Here is a 20,983-nt window from a genome sequence, read left to right on the forward strand (position 1 = left end):
CCGAAGGCGCGGGCGGTGCCGCGGGTCAGAGGCCGAAGCGGGCGATGTCGCCGCGGCCGGCGCGGACCAGTTCTGGCTCGCCGCCGGTCAGGTCGATCACCGTGGTCGGCTGCGCCGGCGCCGGCCCGCCGTCCACCACGAGGTCGAGCTGTTTTTCCAGCCGCGCCCGGATCTGCGCCGGATCGTTGAGCGGTTCCTCGTCGCCCGGCAGCTGCAGCGTCGCCGAGATCAGCGGCTCGCCGGTTTCGCCAAGCAGCGCCAGCGGGATGGCGTGCTCGGGCACGCGCACGCCGATGGTCTTGCGCGCCGGGTGCGACAGCCGCCGCGGCACTTCCTTGGTCGCTTCCAGGATAAACACGTACGGGCCCGGCGTGGCGCCCTTGAGCCAGCGATACTGCCGGTTGTCGACGCGGGCAAAGTTGCCGAGCTCGGACAGGTCGCGGCACATCAGCGTCAGGTGGTGGCGGTCGTCGATGCCGCGCAGCCGGCGCAGGCGCTCGACCGCGGCCTTGTCGTCGAGCCGGCAGGCCAGCGCATAGCTTGAGTCGGTCGGCAGCGCGACCAGCCCGCCCTTCTGCAGGATCTGGGCCGCCTGCTTGAGCAGGCGCGACTGCGGGTTGAGCGGATGAATCTCGAAGTACTGGGACATGGGCCAGGGAGCGGAGTCGGACGGAACGGAGCGGCATCCGGGGGCTGGCCCCGGCCAGGCGGGGCGCCTACCAGTCGTGCCAGACTGGCGTGACCGTGGACGGCAGCGGCGGCAGCGTGCCGAGTTCCACCCTGCCCTCGCCGGGCCCGTGGAAGTCCGTGCCGCGCGAAGCCAGCAGCCCGTAGTGCCGCGCCACCTCGGCGTAGCGGCGGTACTGGTCGGGGGTATGGCTGCCGGTCACCACCTCGACCGCGCCGCCGCCCAGCGCCTTGAATTCATCGAACAGCGCGTCGTGCTGGGTGTCGGTGTAGTGGTAGCGGCCCGGGTGCGCCATCACCGCGATGCCGCCGGCCGCGCGGATCCAGCCCACGGCTTCAGACAGGCTGGCCCAGCGGTGGCCGACATAGCCAGGACGGCCCTCGGACAGGTACTCGCTGAAGACATCGCCGATGCTGGCGCAGCGGCCCTGGTCGACCAGCCAGCGCGCAAAGTGCGTGCGCGAGATCAGGTCCGGGTTGCCCACGTACTGCAGGGCCCCTTCGTAGGCACCCTCGATGCCCACCCTGGCCAGCGCATCGGCGATATCGCGCGCGCGCCGCGCGCGGCCCGAGCGGGTTTCGGTCAGGCCATCGATCAGCTCCGGGCAGAACGGGTCGATCTGCAGCCCGACGATATGCACGGTCTGTCCGGCCCAGGTCACCGAGATCTCGACGCCCGGCACATAGCGCATGCCGAATTCCTCGGCGGCGGCGCGTGCCTCGGCCTGCCCGCCCAGCTCGTCGTGGTCGGTCAGCGCCCAGTACGCAACCCCCGCGTCGCGGGCGATCTGCGCCACGGCGCGCGGCGCGAGCGTGCCGTCGGAAACGGTGGAATGGCAATGCAGGTCGGCATTGATGGCGTGGGCGTTTTGCATGGTGGCAATTCTACTCCCGTCCGCCCCTGGCCTGCGCGGCGCCGCCGCCCACCCGGCCGGCCAGGCAAAGCCATGCCGGCAACGCTGGCGTCGGCGGAAAGCCGCCGGCTGCGGGGTATAGTCGGGCTTTGCATCGTCGATTCGCGGGCACCTGGCGTGCCTGCCATGCCCCATGTCCACCGCCAACCCAGCCACTGCTCCCGCCACCGCCCCGCTCACCACCACCGATGTCCTGATCGTCGGTGCGGGCCCGGTCGGCCTGTTCGCCGCGTTCCAGGCCGGCGTGCTAGGCCTGAAATGTGAACTGATCGATGTGCTCGACCGCGCCGGCGGCCAGTGCACCGAGCTGTATCCGGAAAAGCCGATCTACGACATTCCCGCCGTGCCGGGATGCCTGGCGCAGGACCTGGTGGACCGGCTGCTGGAACAATGCGCCCCGTTCGACTTCCCGATGCACTTCGGCCAGCGCGCCGAAAGCGCGGCCGAAATCCCGGCGCCAGCAGCGCCGGAGGGCCATGCCGGGCACGAGCGCCTGCTGGTGACGACCGACGGCGGCAAGCGCTTCGATGTCGCCGCGGTGCTGGTCTGCGCCGGCGCGGGCGCGTTTGCGCCGCAGCGTGTGTCGCTGCCGGAGGCGCCGGCGCTGGAAGGCCGCCACGTGCACTACGCGGTGCGCGATGTCTCGCACTTCGCCGGCAAGCGCGTGGTCGTCGCCGGCGGCGGCGACTCTGCGCTGGACTGGGCGCTGGCGCTGCGCAAGGTAGCCGCGCGCGTGACGCTGCTGCACCGGCGCGAGGGCTTTCGCGCCGCCGACGGCACCGTCGCCGAGATGCGCCGCGCGGTGGCCGAGGGCGAAATGGACTTCGTGGTCGGCATGCTGGGCGCACTGCGCACCGAAGGTGCGGACGGCGCGCTCAGCGAGGTCGAAGTGCGGACCCGCGACGGCAGCACCGTGCTGCCCGCCGAGGAACTGGTGGCGCTGTACGGCCTGGTGTCCGAGCCTGGCCCGATCGCGCAGTGGGACCTGGACATGCGCGCCGGCCGCATCCTGGTCGACACCACCACCTACGAAAGCTCGCGCCGCGGCATCTTCGCCGCCGGCGATATCGCGTTCTACCCCAACAAGCAGAAGCTGATCCTATCCGGCTTCCACGAGGCCGCGCTGGCGCTGCGCCGCGCCTACCACTACGCCTTCCCTGAAAAGGCACTGGTGCACGTGCACACCAGCAACAACGCCGCACTGAAGGAAAAGCTCACCCACGCCTGAAGCGTGGACTGCCCATGCGCCGGTATCACCTGCCGGCGCAGAACGATTCCACCAGTTCCGCCACGGCGGCGGGCTGGTCGTGGTGCAGCATGTGGCCGGCGTCCTCCACCACCGCCTCGCGGAAGTCGCGGAAGGCGCGGAAGCGCTGCCTGAATTCATCGATGGCCTGCTTGTGGGCGATATGGCGCAGCGTCTCCGAATCGCGCGCCTCGATGTGCAATACCGGCGCGGTGACCTGCTCCCACACCGCCATCACTTCGTCGAGCCGGTACAGCATCGGGTTGACCAGCTTGTGCGCGGGGTCGCCCAGGATCTCCCAGCGGCCCTCGGCGTTGCGGCGCGACCAGTGCGCGGCCAGGAACGCGGCGCGCTCGTCCGGCAGGCGCGGGTTGGTCTTCTGCAGGCGCGCGGCCACGCCGTCGAGGCTGTCATAGGTCTTCAGCTCGGTGCCGGCGCGCACTTCGTCGAGCCAGCGCGCGTAGCGCCGGGGCGCCTGCTCCGGCCGCGTCGCGGTCATGCCGAAGCCCTCCAGGTCCACCACGCGGCGCACGCGCTGCGGGCGGATGCCGGCATACAGGCAGATCACGTTGGCGCCCATGCTGTGACCGACCAGGTCGACCTGCCCGTCGGGCGCATAGTGGTCGAGCAGGGCCTCCAGGTCGGCGAGGTAGTCGGCAAACCAGTACGACTGCGTGCCGGGGTAGCGCGTGGGCCAGTCGGTCGCGCCGAAACCGCGCCAGTCGGGCGCGATCACATGCCAGTCGCCGCGCAGGTGGTCGACCAGGAACTGGAACGACGCGGCCACGTCCATCCACCCATGCAGCATGAACAGCTTGCGCGCGCCGGACGTGCCCCAGTGGCGCACGTGGTAGCGCAGCCCGCGCACCGTGATAAATTCAGACCGCGAGGTTTCCTTGATTGTCATTGTCTCCACCCTTGCGTCGGGATCTTGCCCGCCGCGGGGGTTGGCGGGGAAGCCACGACAAAATAGAACGATCGTTCGCTTGTGCGCATTATAGCGGCTCGCCGTTTGCCGCGAGGCGGACCCCAACGGAGACCCTGAATGGCCGCAGCTGCCTTGCCGGCAAGCCGGCGCGACGACTATCGCGCCCTGTACGACTCCTTCCGCTGGGAGATTCCGGCCCAGTTCAACATCGCCGAAGCCTGCTGCGGCCGCTGGGCCCGTGACCCGTCCAGCATGGACCGCATCGCGGTCTATACCGAGCATGAGGACGGCCGCCGCAACGCGCATAGCTTTGCCTATATCCAGGCCGAGGCCAACCGCTTGTCCGCGGCGCTGCGCGCGCTGGGCGTGGCGCGCGGCGACCGCGTCGCCATCGTGATGCCGCAGCGCATCGAGACCGTGATTGCGCATATGGCGATCTACCAGCTGGGCGCCATCGCCATGCCGCTGTCGATGTTGTTCGGGCCGGAGGCGCTGGCCTACCGCATCGCGCACAGCGAAGCCGGCGTGGCCATCGCCGACGAGACCTCGATCGACAACCTGCTGGCGGCGCGCCCCGAATGCCCGACCATGGCCACCGTGATCGCCGCCGGCGACGCCCGCGGCCGCGGCGACCACGACTGGGACCTGCTGCTCGCGGCGCAGCTGCCGACCTTCGTCGCCGAGCAGACCAAGGCTGACGAGGCCGCGGTGCTGATCTATACCAGCGGCACCACCGGCCCGCCCAAGGGCGCGCTGATCCCGCACCGCGCGCTGATCGGCAACCTGACCGGCTTCGTCTGCTCGCAGAACTGGTATCCGCAGCACGACGACGTGTTCTGGAGCCCTGCCGACTGGGCCTGGACCGGCGGCCTGTGGGACGCGCTGATGCCGGCGCTGTATTTCGGCAAGCCGATCGTCGGCTACCAGGGCCGCTTCTCCGCCGAGCGTGCCTTCGAGCTGCTGGAGCGCTATGCCGTCACCAACACCTTCCTGTTCCCGACCGCGCTCAAGCAGATGATGAAGGCCTGCCCCGAGCCGCGCCGTCACTACGACATCCGCCTGCGCGCGCTGATGAGCGCCGGCGAGGCCGTGGGCGAGACCGTGTTCGCTTGGTGCCGCGACGCGCTCGGCGTGCTGGTCAACGAGATGTTCGGCCAGACCGAGATCAACTACATCGTCGGCAACTGCACCGCGCAGAACGACGACGAGCGGCTTGGCTGGCCGGCCCGGCCGGGTTCGATGGGTCGCCCCTACCCCGGCCACCGCGTGCAGGTGATCGACGACGAAGGCCGCCCCTGCGCGCCGGGCGAGGATGGCGAGGTGGCGGTGTGCGCCACCGACGGCGCCGGGCATTCGGACCCGGTGTTCTTCCTCGGCTACTGGAAGAACGACGCCGCCACCGCGGCCAAGTACACCGAGCGCGACGGCCTGCGCTGGTGCCGCACCGGCGATCTGGCGCGCGTCGATGCCGACGGCTACCTGTGGTACCAGGGGCGCGCCGACGATGTGTTCAAGTCCTCCGGCTACCGCATCGGGCCGAGCGAGATCGAGAACTGCCTGCTCAAGCATCCGGCGGTCTCCAACTGCGCCGTGGTGCCGTCGCCCGATCCGGAGCGCGGCGCGGTGGTCAAGGCCTTCGTGGTGCTGACGCCGTCGGTCGCGCGTTCGTTCGACGCCGACGCGGCGCTGGTCGCGGAACTGCAGGCGCACGTGCGCGGCCAGCTGGCGCCGTACGAATACCCGAAGGCGATCGAATTCATCGACCAGCTGCCGATGACGACGACCGGGAAAATCCAGCGGCGGGTGTTGCGCTTGCTGGAGGAAGAGCGCGCCGCCAGGCGCGCCTAGGCCCTAGGCGCGCGCCTCGTCGGCGGGGAAGACCCGCGCGCAGAGGAAGTCGACCAGCGCCCGTACCTTGGGCGAGGCATGCCGGCTCGCCGGCCAGAGCACGTGGAAGGCCTTGGCCGGCCCCACATGGCCGGCCAGTACCTGGCACAGGCTGCCGTCTGCCAGCTGCTCGCGGATGGCGAAATCCGGGAGGCAGGCAATGCCCAGGCCGCGCAGCGCAAAACACAAACGCGTCTCGAGGTTGTTGCAGATCATCGATGTCGGCGGCGCCAGCTCGGGCTCGCCCGGCGCGCGCCGCAGCGGCCATGCCTCAAGCTTGCCGGTGTGGGGAAAGCGGTAATGCAGGCAGGCATGGCCGGCCAGGTCGGCAGGCACCTTGGGTGCGCCACGCTGCGCCAGGTATTCGGGCGACGCCACCAGCACCGCCTGGAAAGCACCCAGCCTGCGTGCCGACAGGCGCGAGTCCGCGGGCTCGCCGGTGCGGACCACCGCATCGAAGCCCTCCTCGATGACATCGACCAGCTGGTCCGTGAAATCCAGGTCCAGCTCTATGTCCGGATACGCGCGCATGAAATCGCCCAGCACGGGCAAGACCAGTGAACTGACCAGCGGCAGGCTTACGCGCAGGCGGCCGCGCGGCGCCGCGGTGGTCTCGGCCAGCTCCAGCTCCGCCGCTTCGATCTCCGCCAGCACGCGGCGGCTGCGCTCCAGGAACAGCGCGCCTTCAGCGGTCAGCGTGACGCTGCGCGTGCTGCGGTGGAACAGCCGCACCCCAAGCCGTTCCTCCAGCCGCGCCACGCTCTTGCCGACGGCAGAGGCCGACACCCCCAGCAGGCGCCCCGCCGCGACAAAACTGCGGGTCTCGGCCACCTGCACAAACACCGCGAAGCCACTGAGGCTGTCCATGATGCCCCCCGATTGCGGACACAAAGTTCCGGAGAAAAAGGAACTGTAGCCCACTTTTTCTTTAATGGCTGGTTCCTTATCGTGGACGGGTCGTTCATCGAAAAAGGATTTCGCTGTGTCCCTCCCAACGATTGCACCACGCCCCGGTGTGTCCCCTGCATCCCGCGCGCCTGTGATTGCGCGCGTCGACGCCGTTATCCGGCAAGCGCTGGACCAGCAGCGACTGGTCGGCGCCGTCGTGCTGGTCAGCCGTGACGGCGAACTGGTCCACCAGCAGGCGGCTGGCCTGGCCGACCGGGAAAACGGGCAGTCGATGGCGCTGGATGCCGTCTTCCGGCTGGCTTCCGTGAGCAAGCCCATCGTTTCCGTGGCCGCGCTGGTGCTGGCGGCACAAGGCCGGCTCGACCTCGACCAGGGCATCGACCGTTGGCTGCCCGAATTCCGCCCGCGCCTGGCCGACCGCCGACCGGCACGGATCACGGCGCGGCAACTGCTCAGCCATACCGCGGGGCTGGGCTATCGCTTTTTCGAGTCCGGCGCAGACGGACCCTATGCCCGTGCCGGCGTCTCCGATGGCATGGACGACACCGCCATCAGCCTGGCCGAGAACCTGCGGCGCATCGCCAGCGTGCCCTTGCTGTACGAACCGGGCAGTGCATGGGGCTACTCGCTCGCGACCGATGTGCTCGGTGCGCTGATCGAGCGCGTCCACGGGGCGCCGCTCGACACCGCCGTGCGGCAATTGGTCACCGGCCCGCTGGGCATGGCCGACACGGGCTTCGTGGTGCGGGATCCGCAGCGCGTTCCGACCCCGTATGTCAATGACAACCCTCGGCCACGCCGCCTGCGCGAAGGCGAAGTGGTTCCTGTGGTCGAGGGCACGGTTGGCATTCGCTACAGCCCTGCCCGCATCTTCAATGCGCGCGCGCACCCATCCGGCGGCGCCGGCATGGCAGGCACGGCGCAAGACTTCCTGCGCCTGCTGGAGAGCTTGCGCCAGGGCGGCGGCAGGTTGCTGCCCGGTTCTCTGGTCGAGGACATGGGACGCGACCATACCGGCGGCCTGGACCTGCCCGATGCGCCGGGAACCGGCTTCGGGCTGGGCTTCTCGGTGCTGCGCGATCCGCGCCGGGCGGGTTCCCCGGAATCCGCCGGCACTTGGCGCTGGGGTGGCGCCTACGGCCACGCCTGGTTCGTCGACCGCAGCCAGGGACTGAGCGTGGTGGCGTTCACCAACACGCTGTACGAAGGCATGTCAGGCCGCTTTGTCACCGACCTGCGCGACGCGGTCTATGGGGTCGCTCCCGCTGCCGCGCAGCCCTCCACTCGCAACGCATAACCCCTTACCCCTACCCAGGGCGCCAACATGACCACAGCCACCAACACACTTGCGAACCATGCACACCAGGGCGCGCAGCCTGAGCGGCTACCGCTGCCGGCACTGCTTGCGCTTGCCGTCGCCGGCTTCATCACCGTGCTGACCGAAGCCTTGCCGGCAGGGCTGCTGCCCCAGATCGGCGCGGGCCTCGCTATCTCCGAGCCGCTTGCCGGCCAGTTGGTCACCATCTACGCCTTCGGCTCGCTGGTGGCCGCCATTCCGCTGACGGCGGCCACGCAGGCCCTGCGGCGCCGGCCGCTGCTGGTGCTTGCCATTGCGGGATTCGCCGTCGCCAACGCCGTGACGGCATGGTCAGGCGACTATGTCGTGACGATGGCGGCGCGCTTTCTCGCCGGCGTTTCGGCGGGCCTGCTGTGGGCCCTGTTGGCCGGCTATGCCGCACGCATGGTTCCCGATCACCTCAAGGGCCGTGCCATTGCGGTCGCGATGGTGGGCATCCCCCTGGCCCTGTCGCTGGGCGTGCCGTCCGGGACCTTCCTCGGTGCCATCATCGGCTGGCGGGCGGGCTTCGGCATCATCAGCGCGATGACACTGGGCCTGATTGCCTGGGTGCTGGCGACCGTACCGGACTTTGCCGGCCAATCCGCCGGCCAGCGGCTGCCGCTAGCGCGCGTCTTTACCCTGCCGGGCGTGCGCCCCGTGCTGTTCGTGACGCTTGCCTTCGTGCTGGCGCACAACATCCTCTACACCTATATCTCGCCGTTCCTGCGCGCGGCAAACGCCGGGACACGACTGGATCTTGTGCTGCTCGTTTTCGGCGTGGCCTCGCTCGCCGGCATCTGGATCACCGGCCTGCTGATCGACAAGTGGCTGCGGGCGCTGACGCTGGCCAGCACGCTGCTGTTCGGGCTGTCGGTGCTGGCGCTCGCGGCCGGCGGCGCACACCAGTCGGTGATTTATGGCGCGGCCGGGATCTGGGGCCTGGGCTTCGGCGGCGTCTCCACGCTGTTCCAGACCGCGCTGGCAAAGACCGCCGGCAATTCCGCCGACGTGGCGCAGTCGATGCTGGTCACGGCGTGGAACATCGCCATCGCCGGCGGCGGCGTCATCGGCGGGCTGCTGCTCGACGGGCCGGGCATCGCAGTATTCCCGCCGGTGCTGGTGGCGCTGCTCGCGGCAACATGGCTGGCGGTGTGGTCGGCGCGCCGGCATGGTTTCCCGCCGCACCACTGAAGCCTGTCTAGCCGGCAGAGGCCTCCAGCCAGGCCAGCTCGTCCTCGTCAAACCCCGCGGCGCGCCTCGCCTCGAGATTGAAGGGCCCGCGCAGCTTCGGCGCGCGGTATTGCTCGGCCAGGCGTGCGTAGGTGGCCACGGGATCGAGCCCGCGCTGCGCGCACAGCCAGCGGTACCAGTGGTTGCCGATGGCGACGTGGCCGACCTCGTCGCGCAGGATGATGTCGATGATGGCCGCGGCGGCATGGTCGCCGGCGCCGGCCAGCCGGGCACGCACCGGCGGCGAGGCGTCGAGCCCGCGCGCCTCCAGCGTGCGCGGCACCAGCGCCATGCGCGCCAGCACGTCGCCGGCGGTCTTGTCGGTCATCTCCCACAGGCTGTTGTGGGCCGGGAAGTCACCGTAGGCGGCGCCGAGCGTGCCGAGGTGGTCGGCCAGCAGCGTGAAGTGGTAGGCCTCTTCATCGGCCACGCGCAGCCAGTCGCGGTAATACGCGGGCGGCATGCCGGCAAAGCGCCAGGCCGCGTCCAGCGCCAGGTTGATCGCATTGAACTCGATATGGCACAGCGCGTGGATCATCGCCGCGCGCCCCGCCGGGGTCTGCAGCGAACGGCGCCGCTCGACGTGCTGGGGCGCCACCAGTACCGGGCGCGCCGGTCGCCCAGGGATCGCGTGGGTGGCCTCGGCATGGATCGCCTCGCCCGCTTCCAGGGCGGAATCGGGCAACGTCATCACCTGGCGATAAAGTGCGCGTGCCGCCACGGCCTTGTCGCGCGGATCCGTCAGGCACAGCACCGCCAGCGCCTGGCGGCGTGGCGAAGGAGACGGGTCAGGCGGCGCGGCGTCGGGTGTTTTTTCTGGCATGGGCGTAAAATCCGGGTCTGCCGCCATTGTAGGGCCTGGCCGGCGCCCGCCTGCCGCGCCGCGCGGCGCGGCGCCGTTCCCCGGCACCGGCCCTTTAAAGTCCGGCGGCAACCCCCACTTCAACAAAAGCCATTCATGCAGGAGACCTCATGGCGCTTTACCAGCTCGGCGACGTCAAGCCCAGTATCGACAGCGAAGCCTACGTGGCCCCCGAAGCCACCATCATCGGCAACGTGACCCTAAAGTCCCGCGCCAGCGCCTGGCCCGGTGTCGTGATCCGCGGCGACAACGAGCCGATCGTGGTCGGCGCGGACACCAATATCCAGGAGGGTTCGGTGCTGCATACCGACCCGGGCTGTCCGCTGACGCTGGGCGACAAGGTCTCGATCGGCCACCAGGCCATGCTGCACGGCTGCACCGTGGGCGAAGGCTCGCTGATCGGGATCCAGGCCGTGGTGCTTAACCGTGCCGTGATTGGCAAGGAATGCCTGGTAGGCGCCGGCGCCGTGGTGACCGAGGGCAAGGTGTTCCCGGACCGTTCGCTGATCCTGGGCGCGCCGGCCAAGGTGGTGCGCCAGCTGACCGATGCCGACGTCGCCAACCTGTACCGCAACGCCGAGACCTACGCCACGCGGCAGGCCCTGTACAAGCAACAGCTCAAGCGGATCGGCTGACGACCGCCGAGCCTCTACCGAAACCCGACCGATTATTGTGACCGATACCACCACCCCAGACACCCTGCAGAAGTTCCTGTTCGACGCGGCCCCCGTGCGCGGCGAGCTGGTGCGCATGGAAGCCACCTGGCAAGAAGTGCTCGGCCGCCACAGCTACCCTGCCCCGGTGCGCCGGCTGCTGGGCGAGATGATGGCCGCCGCGGCGCTGCTGTCGGCCAACCTGAAGTTCAACGGGGCGCTGGTAATGCAGCTGCACGGCGACGGCCCGGTGCGCATGCTGGTGGTGGAATGCCTGTCCGACCTGTCGATGCGCGCGACCGCCAAGCTGGCCGAAGGCGCACAGCTGGCCGACAATGCCACGCTGGCGCAGATGGTCAACGCCCACGGCCACGGCCGCTTCGCCATCACGCTGGACCCCAAGGACAAGCTTCCGGGCCAGCAGCCGTACCAGGGCATCGTGCCGCTGGCCGACGCGCACGGACCGCTGGGCTCGATCAGCGCCGTGCTGGAGCACTACATGCAGGCCTCCGAGCAGCTCGACACGCGCCTATGGCTCGCCGCCGACGACCATGTCGCCGCCGGCATGCTGCTGCAGAAGCTGCCGGCGTACGGCGGCACCGCCGAAGTCGGCGAGACCGGCGCGCCGCTGGCCAGCCACGCCAAGGCGCAGGATCTCGATACCTGGGACCGCGCGGTGCAGCTCGGCACCACGCTGAAGGCCGAGGAACTGCTGGCCGAGACCCCCGACACGCTGCTGCGCCGCCTGTTCTGGGAAGACCTGCAGGACGCCGGCCTGCGCGTGTTTGAGCCGCTGATGCCGCATTTTTACTGCAGCTGCTCACGCCCGAAGGTGGCCGGCATGCTGCAGTCGCTGGGCCAGGCGGAGATCGAAAGCATCATCGCCGAGCGCGGCCATGTCGAAATCCACTGCGACTTCTGCGGCCAGCGCTATGAGTTCGACCCGGTCGACTGCGCGCAGCTGTTCTCGGCCACGCCGGTCGCCACCGGCGCCGGCGCGGGCGCCAGCCAGCACCACTGACCCGCCTTCGGCAGCGCCTGCGTGCGCTGCCGCACCGGCGCGGGCGGTGCAGGACATCCGGCGCGCGGCGCGCTGGAAACATCGGCCTTGCCGCCCGGTCCAACGGCTGTACGATGGCAGCATCCAGCTGCCGGTCAGCGAGCCTGAGAACCGCCATGTCCGCCCGAGCCAACCCTCCCCTGCCTGACTTCGCTTCCCGTGCCCGGCTGCCGCGGCGCGGCGTGGCGGCATGCGCCGCGCTCGGCGCGCTGCTGCTGGCTGCCGGTTGCGCGCAGATCCCGCGCGACGCCAATGGCTCGCCGCCTACCGCGCGGCTGGCGCCCAATGCCGTGCCGCCGGCACCGCTGAGCGCCGAAGACCAGCAGAAGCTCGACGCGCTCAACCAGCAGGTGCTGCGCGACCAGGCCGCCGCGATCGCGCTGGACCAGCAGGCCGCGGCCGCGCGCGCGGCCTATGCCTATCCCAACACCAGCTGGAACCTGTATTACGGGGGATGGGGTGGCGGCCGCTGGGGCGGCGGCGTCAGCGTCGGCATGCCCGGCTGGGGCTGGGGCGGCTATCCGTACGGCTGGTGGTGAGGTCGCTGCGGCGGGCTTGAAGCAAGCCGCCGGCAGTCACGGTGAACGGCTTAGTGGCCGCCCCGGCCGGCGACCGAATTCGGCGGCGGCGGCAATGGCGGCGTGGCGCTGACCTTGGGGGCCGGCGCCACGAACTGCACGAAGACCTCGCCTTCGCGCACCATGCCCAGCTCATAGCGGGCGCGTTCCTCGATGGCACCGGTGCCGTCCTGCAGGTCGGCCACTTCGCCTTCCAGCTTGGCGTTGCGCAGCTTGAGCGTCTGGTTGCGGGCGCCCTGCTCGGTCAGCTGGCGGTTCAGGTCCCACACGCGCAGCCAGCCGCCCTTGCCAAGCCAGAGCGGGTACTGGATGGCAAGCAGCAGCACGAACAACAGCAGCGAAATCAGGCGCATGAAAGATGGCGGACAGGAATTTCCGCACAATGATCTGCGAACTCCGCCTGGAAGGCAATTGCCAGGCAGATTTCGATACAAAAACGGCGACGGCCGGGAAGTCCCGGCCGCCGCCATGCCATTCGCCCGCTGTCGCTCCCGCTGGCGCGGGAGCGACGCGGCAAACCGTCAGCGCAGGTTGTAGAACGCGCCCTTGCCCGGGTAGCTGGCGATATCGCCCAGGTCTTCCTCGATGCGCAGCAGCTGGTTGTACTTGGCCATGCGGTCCGAGCGCGACAGCGAGCCGGTCTTGATCTGGCCGGCGTTGGTGCCCACGGCGATGTCGGCAATGGTGCTGTCTTCGGTTTCGCCCGAGCGGTGCGAGATCACGGCGGTGTAGCCGGCGCGCTTGGCCATCTCGATGGCGGCAAAGGTCTCGGTCAGGGTGCCGATCTGGTTGATCTTGATCAGGATCGAGTTGCCGATGCCCTTCTCGATGCCTTCCTTCAGGATCTTGGTGTTGGTGACGAACAGGTCGTCGCCCACCAGTTGCACGCGCTTGCCGAGCTTGTCGGTCAGGGTCTTCCAGCCGTCCCAGTCGCCTTCGGCCATGCCGTCCTCGATCGACACGATGGGGAACTTGTCGCACAGGTTGGCCAGGTAGTCGGCGAACTGGGTCGACGACAGCTTCAGGCCTTCGCCTTCCAGCTGGTACACGCCTTCGGCCTCGTGGTAGAACTCGCTCGCGGCGCAGTCCAGCGCCAGCAGCACGTCCTCGCCGGCACGGTAGCCGGCCTTCTCGATGGCCTGCACGACGGTGTTCAGGCACTCTTCATTGGACGAGAAGTTGGGGGCGAAGCCGCCTTCGTCGCCCACCGCGGTGGACATGCCCTTGTCGGCCAGGATCTTCTTCAGTGCGTGGAAGATCTCGGCGCCGCAGCGCAGGGCTTCGCGGAAGCTGGTCTGCGACACCGGCATGATCATGAATTCCTGGATGTCCAGGCTGTTGTTGGCGTGCGCGCCGCCGTTGACGATGTTCATCATCGGCACCGGCAGCTGCATCGCGCCCGAACCGCCGAAGTAGCGGTACAGCGGCAGGCCGGCTTCTTCGGCGGCGGCCTTGGCCACCGCCATCGACACCGCCAGCATGGCGTTGGCGCCCAGGCGGCCCTTGTTCTCGGTGCCGTCGAGGTCGATCAGGGTGCGGTCCAGGAAGGCCTGCTCGGAGGCGTCCAGGCCCATGATGGCTTCGGAGATCTCGGTGTTGATGTGCTCGACCGCCTTCAGCACGCCCTTGCCCAGGTAGCGGCTCTTGTCGCCGTCACGCAGCTCGATGGCTTCGCGCGAACCGGTCGACGCGCCCGACGGCACCGCCGCGCGGCCCATCACGCCGGATTCCAGCAGCACGTCGCACTCGACGGTGGGATTGCCGCGGGAGTCGAGAACCTCGCGACCGATGATATCTACGATTGCACTCATGAATTCCTCTCTGACTGTTGATTCTTGCTGCTGATCACTTCAACCTGCGTGCGTGTCAGGCGCATGTCACGCGCGCAGGTCATGCGCGCATGACGGCTGCCTGGCGGCTGCCGGCTCAGGCGGCGCCTTCGACCACGATCATGTTCATCTTCGCCGCGTGCTCGCGCGACTTGCGCGCGGCGCGGTAGGCCTCGCCGTCGTGGAAGGCCTTGGCGGCGTCATAGCTGGGGAATTTCAGCACCACGACGCGCGTCGGCGCCCATTCGCCCTCGAGCGCCTCGGTCTTGCCGCCGCGCACCAGCACCTCGGCGCCATGAATCTGCATGGCCTTGCTCGAGAGCACCTTGTATTCCTCGTACTGCTGGGGGTCGGTCACGTCGACGTAGGCGATGATAAAGCCCGCGGCCATGGAGAATCTCCCGATTTTTTGTATTGTCTTTCGATATGGTTTGTCACCGCCGGCGCGCGCGACCGGCGCGGCGGCGACAAACGGGGCGGGCTCAGGCGCAGGCCGGCCAGCCGAAATTGTCTTCCAGGAAGCCGGCGCGCTTGACCAGCGTGTCCAGCTCCTTGAGCACGGCCAGCAGTTCCTTCATGCGCGACAGCGGCACCGCGTTGGGGCCATCGGACATGGCCTTGCTCGGATCCGGATGGGTTTCCATGAAGAGGCCCGCCACGCCGGTGGCGACCGCGGCACGCGACAGCACCGGCACGAACTCGCGCTGGCCGCCCGAGCTGGTGCCCTGGCCGCCCGGCAGCTGTACCGAGTGGGTGGCGTCGAATACCACCGGGGCGCCGGTCTCGCGCATGATCGCCAGCGAGCGCATGTCCGACACCAGGTTGTTGTAGCCGAACGAAACGCCCCGCTCGCAGGCCATGAAGACATCGTCGGGCAGACCGGCTTCGCGCGCAGCGTCGCGCGCCTTGTCGATCACGTTCTTCATGTCGTGCGGCGCCAGGAACTGGCCCTTCTTGATATTCACCGGCTTGCCGCTCTGCGCGCAGGCACGGATGAAATCGGTCTGGCGGCACAGGAACGCCGGCGTCTGCAGCACGTCGACCACGGCGGCAACGGGCTGGATCTCGTCGATCTCGTGGATGTCGGTCAGCACCGGCACGCCGATCTCGCGCTTGACGTGGGCCAGGATCTCGAGGCCCTTCTCCATGCCCAGGCCGCGGAACGATTTGCCCGACGAGCGGTTGGCCTTGTCGAACGACGACTTGTAGATGAACGGGATGCCGAGCTCGGTGGTGATGGCCTTGAGCTCGCCCGCGGTATCCAGCGCCATCTGCTCGGACTCGATCACGCACGGACCCGCGATCAGGAAGAACGGCTGGTCGAGGCCGGCCTCGAATCCACAGAGTTTCATGACTGTCTCTCCTGCTTGCGGCGGGCCTTACGCGCCCTTGCGCTGCTGGCTGGCCAGCGCGGCTTCGACGTAGGCCTTGAACAGCGGATGGCCGTCGCGCGGGGTCGAGGTGAATTCCGGGTGGAACTGCACGCCGACGAACCACGGGTGCATCGACTCCGGCAGCTCCATCATCTCCGGCAGGTTCTCGGTCGGCGTGCGCGCCGAGATCACCATGCCGGCCTTTTCCAGCGTCGGCACGTAGTGGTTGTTGACCTCGTAGCGGTGGCGGTGGCGCTCGTTGACCTCGGCGCCGTAGATGGCCGCGGCCTTGGTGCCTTCCTTGACCGGCACGCGCTGCGCGCCCAGGCGCATGGTGCCGCCCAGGTCGGAATCGGCCGAGCGCTGCTCGACCTTGCCTTCGCGGTCGACCCACTCGGTGATCAGCGCGACCACCGGGTGCTCGGTTTCCAGGTTGAATTCGGTCGAGTTGGCGTCGGCCATGCCGGCCAGGTGGCGGGCAAACTCGATCACCGCCAGCTGCATGCCCAGGCAGATGCCCAGATAGGGGATCTTGTTCTCGCGCGCGTATTGGATCGCGCGGATCTTGCCTTCGGTGCCGCGCTTGCCGAAGCCGCCCGGCACCAGGATCGCGTCGAGCGGGGCCAGCACTTCGAGGTGGCCCGATTCCAGTTCCTCGGAATCGATGTACTCGATATTGACGCGCGTGGCGGTGTGCATGCCGGCGTGGCGCAGCGCCTCGATCAGCGACTTGTACGACTCGGTCAGGTCGACGTACTTGCCGACCATGCCGATGGTGATTTCGTGCTCGGGATTTTCCTGGGCGTTGACCAGCTTCTGCCACATCGACAGGTCGGCCGGCTTGGGATCCAGGCGCAGTTCCTCGCAGATCAGGCGGTCCAGGCCCTGCTCGTTGAGCATCTGCGGGATCTTGTAGATGCTGTCGGCGTCCCACACCGAGATCACGGCGTCCTGCGGGATATTGGCGAACAGCGAGATCTTGGCGCGCTCGTCGTCGGGGATCGGGCGGTCGGCGCGGCACAGCAGCGCGGTGGGCGAGATGCCGATTTCGCGCAGCTTCTGCACCGAGTGCTGGGTCGGCTTGGTCTTCAGCTCGCCGGCGCTGGCAATGAACGGCACCAGCGTCAGGTGCACGAAGGCGCAGTGGTTGCGGCCCATGCGCAGGCTCATCTGGCGCGCGGCTTCCAGGAACGGCAGCGACTCGATGTCACCCACGGTGCCGCCGATTTCCACCAGCGCCACGTCGGCCTTGCCGTCGTGCGACGCGGCCGCGCCCTTCTCGACGAAGGCCTGGATCTCGTTGGTGATATGCGGGATCACCTGCACGGTCTTGCCCAGGTATTCGCCGCGGCGCTCCTTGCGGATCACCGATTCGTAGATCTGGCCGGTGGTGAAGTTGTTCGACTTGCGCATCTTGGCCGAGACGAAGCGCTCGTAGTGGCCGAGATCGAGGTCGGTTTCCGCACCGTCTTCCGTGACAAACACCTCGCCATGCTGGAAAGGGCTCATCGTGCCGGGATCGACGTTGATGTAGGGATCGAGCTTGAGGAGGGTGACTTTGAGGCCGCGCGACTCAAGAATGGCCGCGAGCGAGGCAGCAGCGATGCCCTTGCCGAGAGAAGAGACGACGCCACCGGTGACGAAGACGAATTTGGTCATAAACCGAGCTTGCCGGGGAAATCGGGATTATACATGAGAGCCCGTCCCCCGCCGACCCGGAAATTGTGACAGCAGCCCGGCTGCGGCGGGCTGCGCGCCATGTTTGGGGGCGCGCTGCGGCGCATGCGCCGCACACCGGCTCAGCGCCCCTGCTCCCGCATCGCGCCGATCAGTTCGCGCACCAGTTGCGCGGTCTGCCGGGGCCGCTCCATCGGGTACAGATGGCCGCCTTCGATAAAGCGCAGGTTGGGCCCGACCAGCCGGCGCGTCGCCCCCAGGCCGCACTGCCGCACCTCGCGCGAGCGCGTGCCGGCGACGAAGCCGACCGGCACCGGCGCCCCGCGCGCGACCTTGCGCCCCAGGCTGGTCGGCAGTGTGCGGTAGATCCAGTATTCGACCTCGCGGTCGAAGCGCAGCCGGCGCTCGCTGTCCTTGCCGGTGGGCTCGGTGCCGTGGATGGCGTAGTCGCGCAGCACCTCCTGGTCCCACACCGCGAAATTGGGCTTGGCGCGGAAGTGTTCCCACACCGCCTCGGCATCCGGCCAGTGCGTGCGCCGGTTCCTGGTCACCGCCGCCGGACCCGGCTTTTCATCGATGCCCAGCATCTGGGCGGTTTTCAGCAGCGACGCGCGCCAGCCGGCGATGATCGGCGAGTCCAGCATGACCACGCCGCGCACCCGTTCCGGGCGGCGCAGCGCCGCCATCAGCGACAGGAAACCGCCCAGCGAATGGCCCACCAGCCACACCGGCTGGCGGTATTGCCGGTCGATGTCGCCCAGCAACTCTTCCACCAGATGCGGCCAGCCGCGCGTCACCGGGAATTCCGGCTTGTGTCCGTAGCGGTCCACGGCGCGGAACTCGAACTCGCCGTCCAGTTCGCCGAACAGCTTGCGGTAGGTCGTCACCGGGAAGCCGTTGGCGTGGGAAAAATGAATGATCTCGCGCATGTCTGCCGCCGCCTCAGTCCGGCTTGCGCGGATGCACGCGCCTGGCCCGCACCGGCTGGGCCCAGCGGTCGGCCTCGCCGGAGCGCGCCAGCGAGAATTCCGCGGGCGCGGCCGGATCCCATTCCGGGTTATGGATCTCGCCGAAGACCTGGCGCAGGCGATGGCCCCAGGTGTCGCGGATCATGCGGAAATAGGCATTGCGCTCGTCGATATTGACAAAGCGGGTCACCTGCAGCGAATCCGCTTCATAAACCAGCAGATCCAGCGGCAGGCCGACCGAAATATTCGATTTCAGCGTCGAGTCCATCGAGATCAGCGCGCACTTGGCGCCTTCCGCCAGCGGCAGCGACGGATGCACGACGCGGTCGACGATGGGCTTGCCGTACTTGGCCTCGCCGATCTGGAAATAGCAGTTCTCGGGCGTGGCCTCGACGAAATTGCCGGCCGCGTAAATATTGAACAGCCGCACCCGCTCGCCGCGCACCTGGCCGCCGAAGATCAGGCTGACATTGAACTCAATGCCGGCGTCGCGCAGCGCGTGCGCATCGCGCCGGTGCACCTGGCGCACCGCTTCGCCGACGATCGAGGCGGCCTCGAACATGTCGCGCGCGGTCCACAGCGAGCGCTTCTCGTCATGGTCCTCGATCAGGATCTGGCGCACCGACTGGCTGATCGCCAGGTTGCCGGCGGTCATCAGCACCATTACCCGGTCGCCGGGCTCCTCGAACACCGTCATCTTGCGCGCGGTCGAGATGGCGTCTACCCCGGCATTGGTGCGGGAATCGGACAGGAATACCAGGCCGGCATCCAGCCGCATGGCTACACAATACGTCATGGTTTGTCTTGGTGTTCTGGGTGGCGGCCGGCCCCAGCCGGCAGTGGCCTGCATCACTCCGGATTCTAGCGCCCGTGCACCGGCACGGCGCCGCGTCTGGAAGCAAGCACCTAATCAGGTCGAAAGTGGCGTAATTGTTACATTGACTTCCAGCGTCTCGCCGGCGCCGCCGTCCAGGATGCCCCGCACTGGTGCCGCCGACGCGTAATCGCGCCCCACCGCCAGCCGGATATGGCGTTCGTCGGTCAGGCAGCCATGCGTGATGTCGATGCTGCACCAGATTTCGCCGGCCGGGTCCAGGCACACGTCGGCCCAGGCATGGCTGGCCAGTTCGGTGGCGGCCGGGTCGTAGAAATATCCGCTGACATAGCGCGCCGGAATGCCCAGCGCCCGGCAAGCCGCGACCATAACCTGTGCCTGGTCCTGGCACACGCCGCTGCCCAGGGCGAAGGCCTCGGCGGCCGAGGTGCCGACATCGGTGGTGTTGGGCTTGTAGCGCACGCGCTCGCCGATGCCACCGGCCAGCGCCAGCAGCGCCTCGATGTCATGCCCCGCCGCCAGGAACGGCGCGGCAAACGCCTGCATCGCCGCCGGCGCCGTGGTCAGCGGCGTGCTGCCGAGGAAGTACAGCGGCGACACGCGCGCTTCGCCATCCGGCGGCGCATCGCAGAACGCATGGTGCCCGTCGCGGTCGAGGTCGCCATGTGGCGGCAGCACCTCCACTTCGCCGCTGGCTTCGATGGCGATGGTGCTGGCGGGCCCGATCACCGTGAAGTTGTGCACGATGTTGCCGAAGCCGTCGCGGGCCGACGAGGGGTTGCCCGGCGTCGACAGCTGCCAGTGGTCAACGGTCTGCAGCGGGCCCGAGCGCGGCTGCAGCCGCACTTCGTGCACGCTGCGCCGCACCGGTTCGGCGTAGCGGTAGACGGTATGGTGGTGGATCTTGTATTTCACGGTATCAGGGCGCGCGGCGGCACGGGGGCTGCCGGTGGCCCGGCTCAGGCCGCCTGCAGCGGCACCAGGAAGTCCCGGCTGATGCCGTTGCCGAGGTCGCCGATGCGCTCCAGGAAGCTGGTCAGGTACGCATGCAGGCCGACGGCAAAGATATCGTCGATACGCGCGTACTTCAGGTCGGCATGAAGTTTACCAGCCTGCCGCTCGGTTTCCGCCGAATGCTGGTTGCGCACCGTATGCAGGATCGCCACCACCTCGTCCATGCTCGACACCAGCGAGCGCGGCATGTCCGGGCGCAGGATCAGCAGTTCGGCCACGCGCTGCGGCGTGATCACCGCGCGATAGACCTTGCGGTAAACCTCGAAGCCCGACACCGAGCGCAGGATCGCCGCCCAGTGGTAGAAATCGTTGTGGGCACCCTGGCCGGGATTGGGCTCGGCTTCCACGCCCGCTCCGCCATTCCCGCCGTTCCCGCCGTTCCCGCCGTTCCCGCCGTTCCCACCGTTCCCACCCTCCGCGCCGGACGACGCCTGGAACTTGACGTCAAGGATGCGCGCGGTATTGTCGGCGCGCTCCAGGAAAGTGCCCAGCCGCATGAAATGGAAGGCATCGTCCTTGAGCATGGTGCCGAACTGCACCCCGCGCGCCAGGTGCGAGCGGAACTTGACCCATTCGAAGAAGCGCGCCGGGTCTTCCTTCAGCACGCCGTCGGCAATCAGGCGCTGCACCTCCAGCCAGGTGGTGTTGACGGTCTCCCAGACCTCCGTGGTGAGCGAGCCGCGCACCGCGCGCGCGTTCTCGCGCGCCGCGCGCAGGCAGCTCATGATCGACGAGGCATTGGTCATGTCGCGCACCATGAAATCGATCACGTCGTCGCGCGACAGCAGGCCGTATTTGTGGTCGAACACCTCGGTCAGCTCCGAGATGTCCAGCATGGCCCACCAGCCCTGCTCGGCGACTTCGGCCGATTGCGGCAGCAGCGAGGTCTGGTAGTTGACGTCTAGCATGCGCGCGGTATTCTCCGCGCGCTCGGTGTAGCGGGCCATCCAGAAGAGGTGGTCGGCGGTGCGGCTCAGCATGTGGGCTCTCCCGT

At 68.6% G+C, this 20,983-nt stretch carries 21 protein-coding genes; 7 read left to right on the top strand and 14 right to left on the bottom strand.

Annotated elements, in window-relative coordinates; translation table 11 throughout:
* Positions 1-25: 25 nt before the first annotated feature.
* A complete protein-coding gene (locus GA0116996_RS16470; protein WP_092313773.1) occupies positions 26-649 on the bottom strand; it encodes an L-threonylcarbamoyladenylate synthase in 624 nt (207 codons plus the stop codon).
* A gap of 67 nt (positions 650-716) precedes the next feature.
* Entirely contained in the window at positions 717-1,562 is an 846-nt protein-coding gene (locus GA0116996_RS16475) for a 3',5'-nucleoside bisphosphate phosphatase (protein WP_092313776.1), read from the bottom strand.
* 172 nt (positions 1,563-1,734) lie between these two features.
* Here GA0116996_RS16475 and GA0116996_RS16480 point away from each other — a divergent pair, with 172 nt between their 5' ends.
* On the top strand, positions 1,735-2,829 hold the full coding sequence (locus GA0116996_RS16480) for an NAD(P)/FAD-dependent oxidoreductase (protein ID WP_092313779.1): 1,095 nt from the start codon (positions 1,735-1,737) through the stop codon (positions 2,827-2,829).
* Between the two features lie 25 nt (positions 2,830-2,854).
* Here GA0116996_RS16480 and GA0116996_RS16485 read toward each other — a convergent pair whose 3' ends face one another.
* Positions 2,855-3,754, bottom strand: a complete 900-nt coding sequence (locus GA0116996_RS16485; RefSeq protein WP_092313783.1) for an alpha/beta fold hydrolase — start codon at positions 3,752-3,754, stop codon at positions 2,855-2,857.
* A gap of 138 nt (positions 3,755-3,892) precedes the next feature.
* Here GA0116996_RS16485 and GA0116996_RS16490 point away from each other — a divergent pair, with 138 nt between their 5' ends.
* Entirely contained in the window at positions 3,893-5,623 is a 1,731-nt protein-coding gene (locus GA0116996_RS16490; protein WP_092313786.1) for an acetate--CoA ligase, read from the top strand.
* Positions 5,624-5,626: 3 nt separating this feature from the next.
* Here GA0116996_RS16490 and GA0116996_RS16495 read toward each other — a convergent pair whose 3' ends face one another.
* A complete protein-coding gene (locus tag GA0116996_RS16495; RefSeq protein ID WP_092313789.1) occupies positions 5,627-6,529 on the bottom strand; it encodes a LysR family transcriptional regulator in 903 nt (300 codons plus the stop codon).
* A gap of 64 nt (positions 6,530-6,593) precedes the next feature.
* Between GA0116996_RS16495 and GA0116996_RS16500 the strand changes: the two genes are divergently transcribed.
* Both GA0116996_RS16500 and GA0116996_RS16505 read left to right on the top strand, forming a co-directional pair.
* Positions 6,594-7,868 (top strand): serine hydrolase domain-containing protein, encoded by a 1,275-nt coding sequence (locus tag GA0116996_RS16500; protein WP_207781265.1) that lies wholly within the window; start codon positions 6,594-6,596, stop codon positions 7,866-7,868.
* Positions 7,869-7,895: 27 nt separating this feature from the next.
* On the top strand, positions 7,896-9,101 hold the full coding sequence (locus GA0116996_RS16505; protein ID WP_092313795.1) for an MFS transporter: 1,206 nt from the start codon (positions 7,896-7,898) through the stop codon (positions 9,099-9,101).
* Between the two features lie 7 nt (positions 9,102-9,108).
* On the opposite strand, the gene GA0116996_RS16510 is transcribed toward GA0116996_RS16505, so the two are convergent.
* Positions 9,109-9,963 (bottom strand): ferritin-like domain-containing protein, encoded by an 855-nt coding sequence (locus GA0116996_RS16510; RefSeq protein WP_243419661.1) that lies wholly within the window; start codon positions 9,961-9,963, stop codon positions 9,109-9,111.
* A gap of 149 nt (positions 9,964-10,112) precedes the next feature.
* Here GA0116996_RS16510 and GA0116996_RS16515 point away from each other — a divergent pair, with 149 nt between their 5' ends.
* The 3 genes from GA0116996_RS16515 (at position 10,113) to GA0116996_RS16525 (ending at position 12,254) form a co-directional block, all read left to right on the top strand.
* A complete protein-coding gene (locus tag GA0116996_RS16515) occupies positions 10,113-10,637 on the top strand; it encodes a gamma carbonic anhydrase family protein (protein ID WP_018006882.1) in 525 nt (174 codons plus the stop codon).
* 37 nt (positions 10,638-10,674) lie between these two features.
* A complete protein-coding gene (gene hslO / locus GA0116996_RS16520; protein WP_092313801.1) occupies positions 10,675-11,676 on the top strand; it encodes an Hsp33 family molecular chaperone HslO in 1,002 nt (333 codons plus the stop codon).
* A gap of 155 nt (positions 11,677-11,831) precedes the next feature.
* Positions 11,832-12,254: a hypothetical protein gene (locus GA0116996_RS16525; RefSeq protein WP_092313804.1), complete on the top strand. Its 423-nt coding sequence runs from the start codon at positions 11,832-11,834 to the stop codon at positions 12,252-12,254.
* 50 nt (positions 12,255-12,304) lie between these two features.
* Here GA0116996_RS16525 and ftsB read toward each other — a convergent pair whose 3' ends face one another.
* From ftsB to GA0116996_RS16570, 9 genes are all read right to left on the bottom strand, one after another.
* Positions 12,305-12,646 (bottom strand): cell division protein FtsB, encoded by a 342-nt coding sequence (ftsB, locus tag GA0116996_RS16530; RefSeq protein WP_025582264.1) that lies wholly within the window; start codon positions 12,644-12,646, stop codon positions 12,305-12,307.
* Positions 12,647-12,814: 168 nt separating this feature from the next.
* Positions 12,815-14,104 (bottom strand): phosphopyruvate hydratase, encoded by a 1,290-nt coding sequence (gene eno / locus GA0116996_RS16535; RefSeq protein WP_092313807.1) that lies wholly within the window; start codon positions 14,102-14,104, stop codon positions 12,815-12,817.
* A gap of 115 nt (positions 14,105-14,219) precedes the next feature.
* A complete protein-coding gene (locus GA0116996_RS16540) occupies positions 14,220-14,513 on the bottom strand; it encodes a DUF1330 domain-containing protein (RefSeq protein ID WP_092313810.1) in 294 nt (97 codons plus the stop codon).
* Between the two features lie 91 nt (positions 14,514-14,604).
* Positions 14,605-15,474, bottom strand: coding sequence for a 3-deoxy-8-phosphooctulonate synthase (gene kdsA / locus GA0116996_RS16545; RefSeq protein WP_092313813.1), 870 nt, complete (start codon positions 15,472-15,474; stop codon positions 14,605-14,607).
* 27 nt (positions 15,475-15,501) lie between these two features.
* Positions 15,502-17,154, bottom strand: a complete 1,653-nt coding sequence (locus GA0116996_RS16550; protein ID WP_092313816.1) for a CTP synthase — start codon at positions 17,152-17,154, stop codon at positions 15,502-15,504.
* A 140-nt stretch (positions 17,155-17,294) separates the two neighbouring features.
* Positions 17,295-18,101, bottom strand: coding sequence for an alpha/beta fold hydrolase (locus tag GA0116996_RS16555; RefSeq protein ID WP_092313819.1), 807 nt, complete (start codon positions 18,099-18,101; stop codon positions 17,295-17,297).
* Between the two features lie 13 nt (positions 18,102-18,114).
* Positions 18,115-18,936 (bottom strand): proteasome-type protease, encoded by an 822-nt coding sequence (locus GA0116996_RS16560; protein WP_092313822.1) that lies wholly within the window; start codon positions 18,934-18,936, stop codon positions 18,115-18,117.
* 114 nt (positions 18,937-19,050) lie between these two features.
* Positions 19,051-19,890 (bottom strand): transglutaminase family protein, encoded by an 840-nt coding sequence (locus GA0116996_RS16565; RefSeq protein ID WP_092313825.1) that lies wholly within the window; start codon positions 19,888-19,890, stop codon positions 19,051-19,053.
* Between the two features lie 44 nt (positions 19,891-19,934).
* The gene (locus GA0116996_RS16570; RefSeq protein ID WP_092313827.1) at positions 19,935-20,969 is read right to left on the bottom strand and encodes an alpha-E domain-containing protein; all 1,035 of its coding nucleotides are present in this window, start codon (positions 20,967-20,969) and stop codon (positions 19,935-19,937) included.
* Positions 20,970-20,983 lie beyond the last annotated feature (14 nt).

Origin of the sequence: Cupriavidus alkaliphilus (assembly GCF_900094595.1) — a bacterium.
Taxonomy (GTDB): Bacteria; Pseudomonadota; Gammaproteobacteria; order Burkholderiales; family Burkholderiaceae; genus Cupriavidus; species Cupriavidus alkaliphilus.

What these genes read in the sequence shown, in the direction of transcription:
- GA0116996_RS16470 (WP_092313773.1), bottom strand. Translation starts at nt 649, where the DNA reads ATGTCCCAGTACTTCGAGATTCATCCGCTCAACCCGCAGTCGCGCCTG.
- GA0116996_RS16475 (WP_092313776.1), bottom strand. Translation starts at nt 1,562, where the DNA reads ATGCAAAACGCCCACGCCATCAATGCCGACCTGCATTGCCATTCCACC.
- GA0116996_RS16480 (WP_092313779.1), top strand. Translation starts at nt 1,735, where the DNA reads ATGTCCACCGCCAACCCAGCCACTGCTCCCGCCACCGCCCCGCTCACC.
- GA0116996_RS16485 (WP_092313783.1), bottom strand. Translation starts at nt 3,754, where the DNA reads ATGACAATCAAGGAAACCTCGCGGTCTGAATTTATCACGGTGCGCGGG.
- GA0116996_RS16490 (WP_092313786.1), top strand. Translation starts at nt 3,893, where the DNA reads ATGGCCGCAGCTGCCTTGCCGGCAAGCCGGCGCGACGACTATCGCGCC.
- GA0116996_RS16495 (WP_092313789.1), bottom strand. Translation starts at nt 6,529, where the DNA reads ATGGACAGCCTCAGTGGCTTCGCGGTGTTTGTGCAGGTGGCCGAGACC.
- GA0116996_RS16500 (WP_207781265.1), top strand. Translation starts at nt 6,594, where the DNA reads ATGGCTGGTTCCTTATCGTGGACGGGTCGTTCATCGAAAAAGGATTTC.
- GA0116996_RS16505 (WP_092313795.1), top strand. Translation starts at nt 7,896, where the DNA reads ATGACCACAGCCACCAACACACTTGCGAACCATGCACACCAGGGCGCG.
- GA0116996_RS16510 (WP_243419661.1), bottom strand. Translation starts at nt 9,963, where the DNA reads ATGCCAGAAAAAACACCCGACGCCGCGCCGCCTGACCCGTCTCCTTCG.
- GA0116996_RS16515 (WP_018006882.1), top strand. Translation starts at nt 10,113, where the DNA reads ATGGCGCTTTACCAGCTCGGCGACGTCAAGCCCAGTATCGACAGCGAA.
- GA0116996_RS16525 (WP_092313804.1), top strand. Translation starts at nt 11,832, where the DNA reads ATGTCCGCCCGAGCCAACCCTCCCCTGCCTGACTTCGCTTCCCGTGCC.
- ftsB (WP_025582264.1), bottom strand. Translation starts at nt 12,646, where the DNA reads ATGCGCCTGATTTCGCTGCTGTTGTTCGTGCTGCTGCTTGCCATCCAG.
- eno (WP_092313807.1), bottom strand. Translation starts at nt 14,104, where the DNA reads ATGAGTGCAATCGTAGATATCATCGGTCGCGAGGTTCTCGACTCCCGC.
- GA0116996_RS16540 (WP_092313810.1), bottom strand. Translation starts at nt 14,513, where the DNA reads ATGGCCGCGGGCTTTATCATCGCCTACGTCGACGTGACCGACCCCCAG.
- kdsA (WP_092313813.1), bottom strand. Translation starts at nt 15,474, where the DNA reads ATGAAACTCTGTGGATTCGAGGCCGGCCTCGACCAGCCGTTCTTCCTG.
- GA0116996_RS16550 (WP_092313816.1), bottom strand. Translation starts at nt 17,154, where the DNA reads ATGACCAAATTCGTCTTCGTCACCGGTGGCGTCGTCTCTTCTCTCGGC.
- GA0116996_RS16555 (WP_092313819.1), bottom strand. Translation starts at nt 18,101, where the DNA reads ATGCGCGAGATCATTCATTTTTCCCACGCCAACGGCTTCCCGGTGACG.
- GA0116996_RS16560 (WP_092313822.1), bottom strand. Translation starts at nt 18,936, where the DNA reads ATGACGTATTGTGTAGCCATGCGGCTGGATGCCGGCCTGGTATTCCTG.
- GA0116996_RS16570 (WP_092313827.1), bottom strand. Translation starts at nt 20,969, where the DNA reads ATGCTGAGCCGCACCGCCGACCACCTCTTCTGGATGGCCCGCTACACC.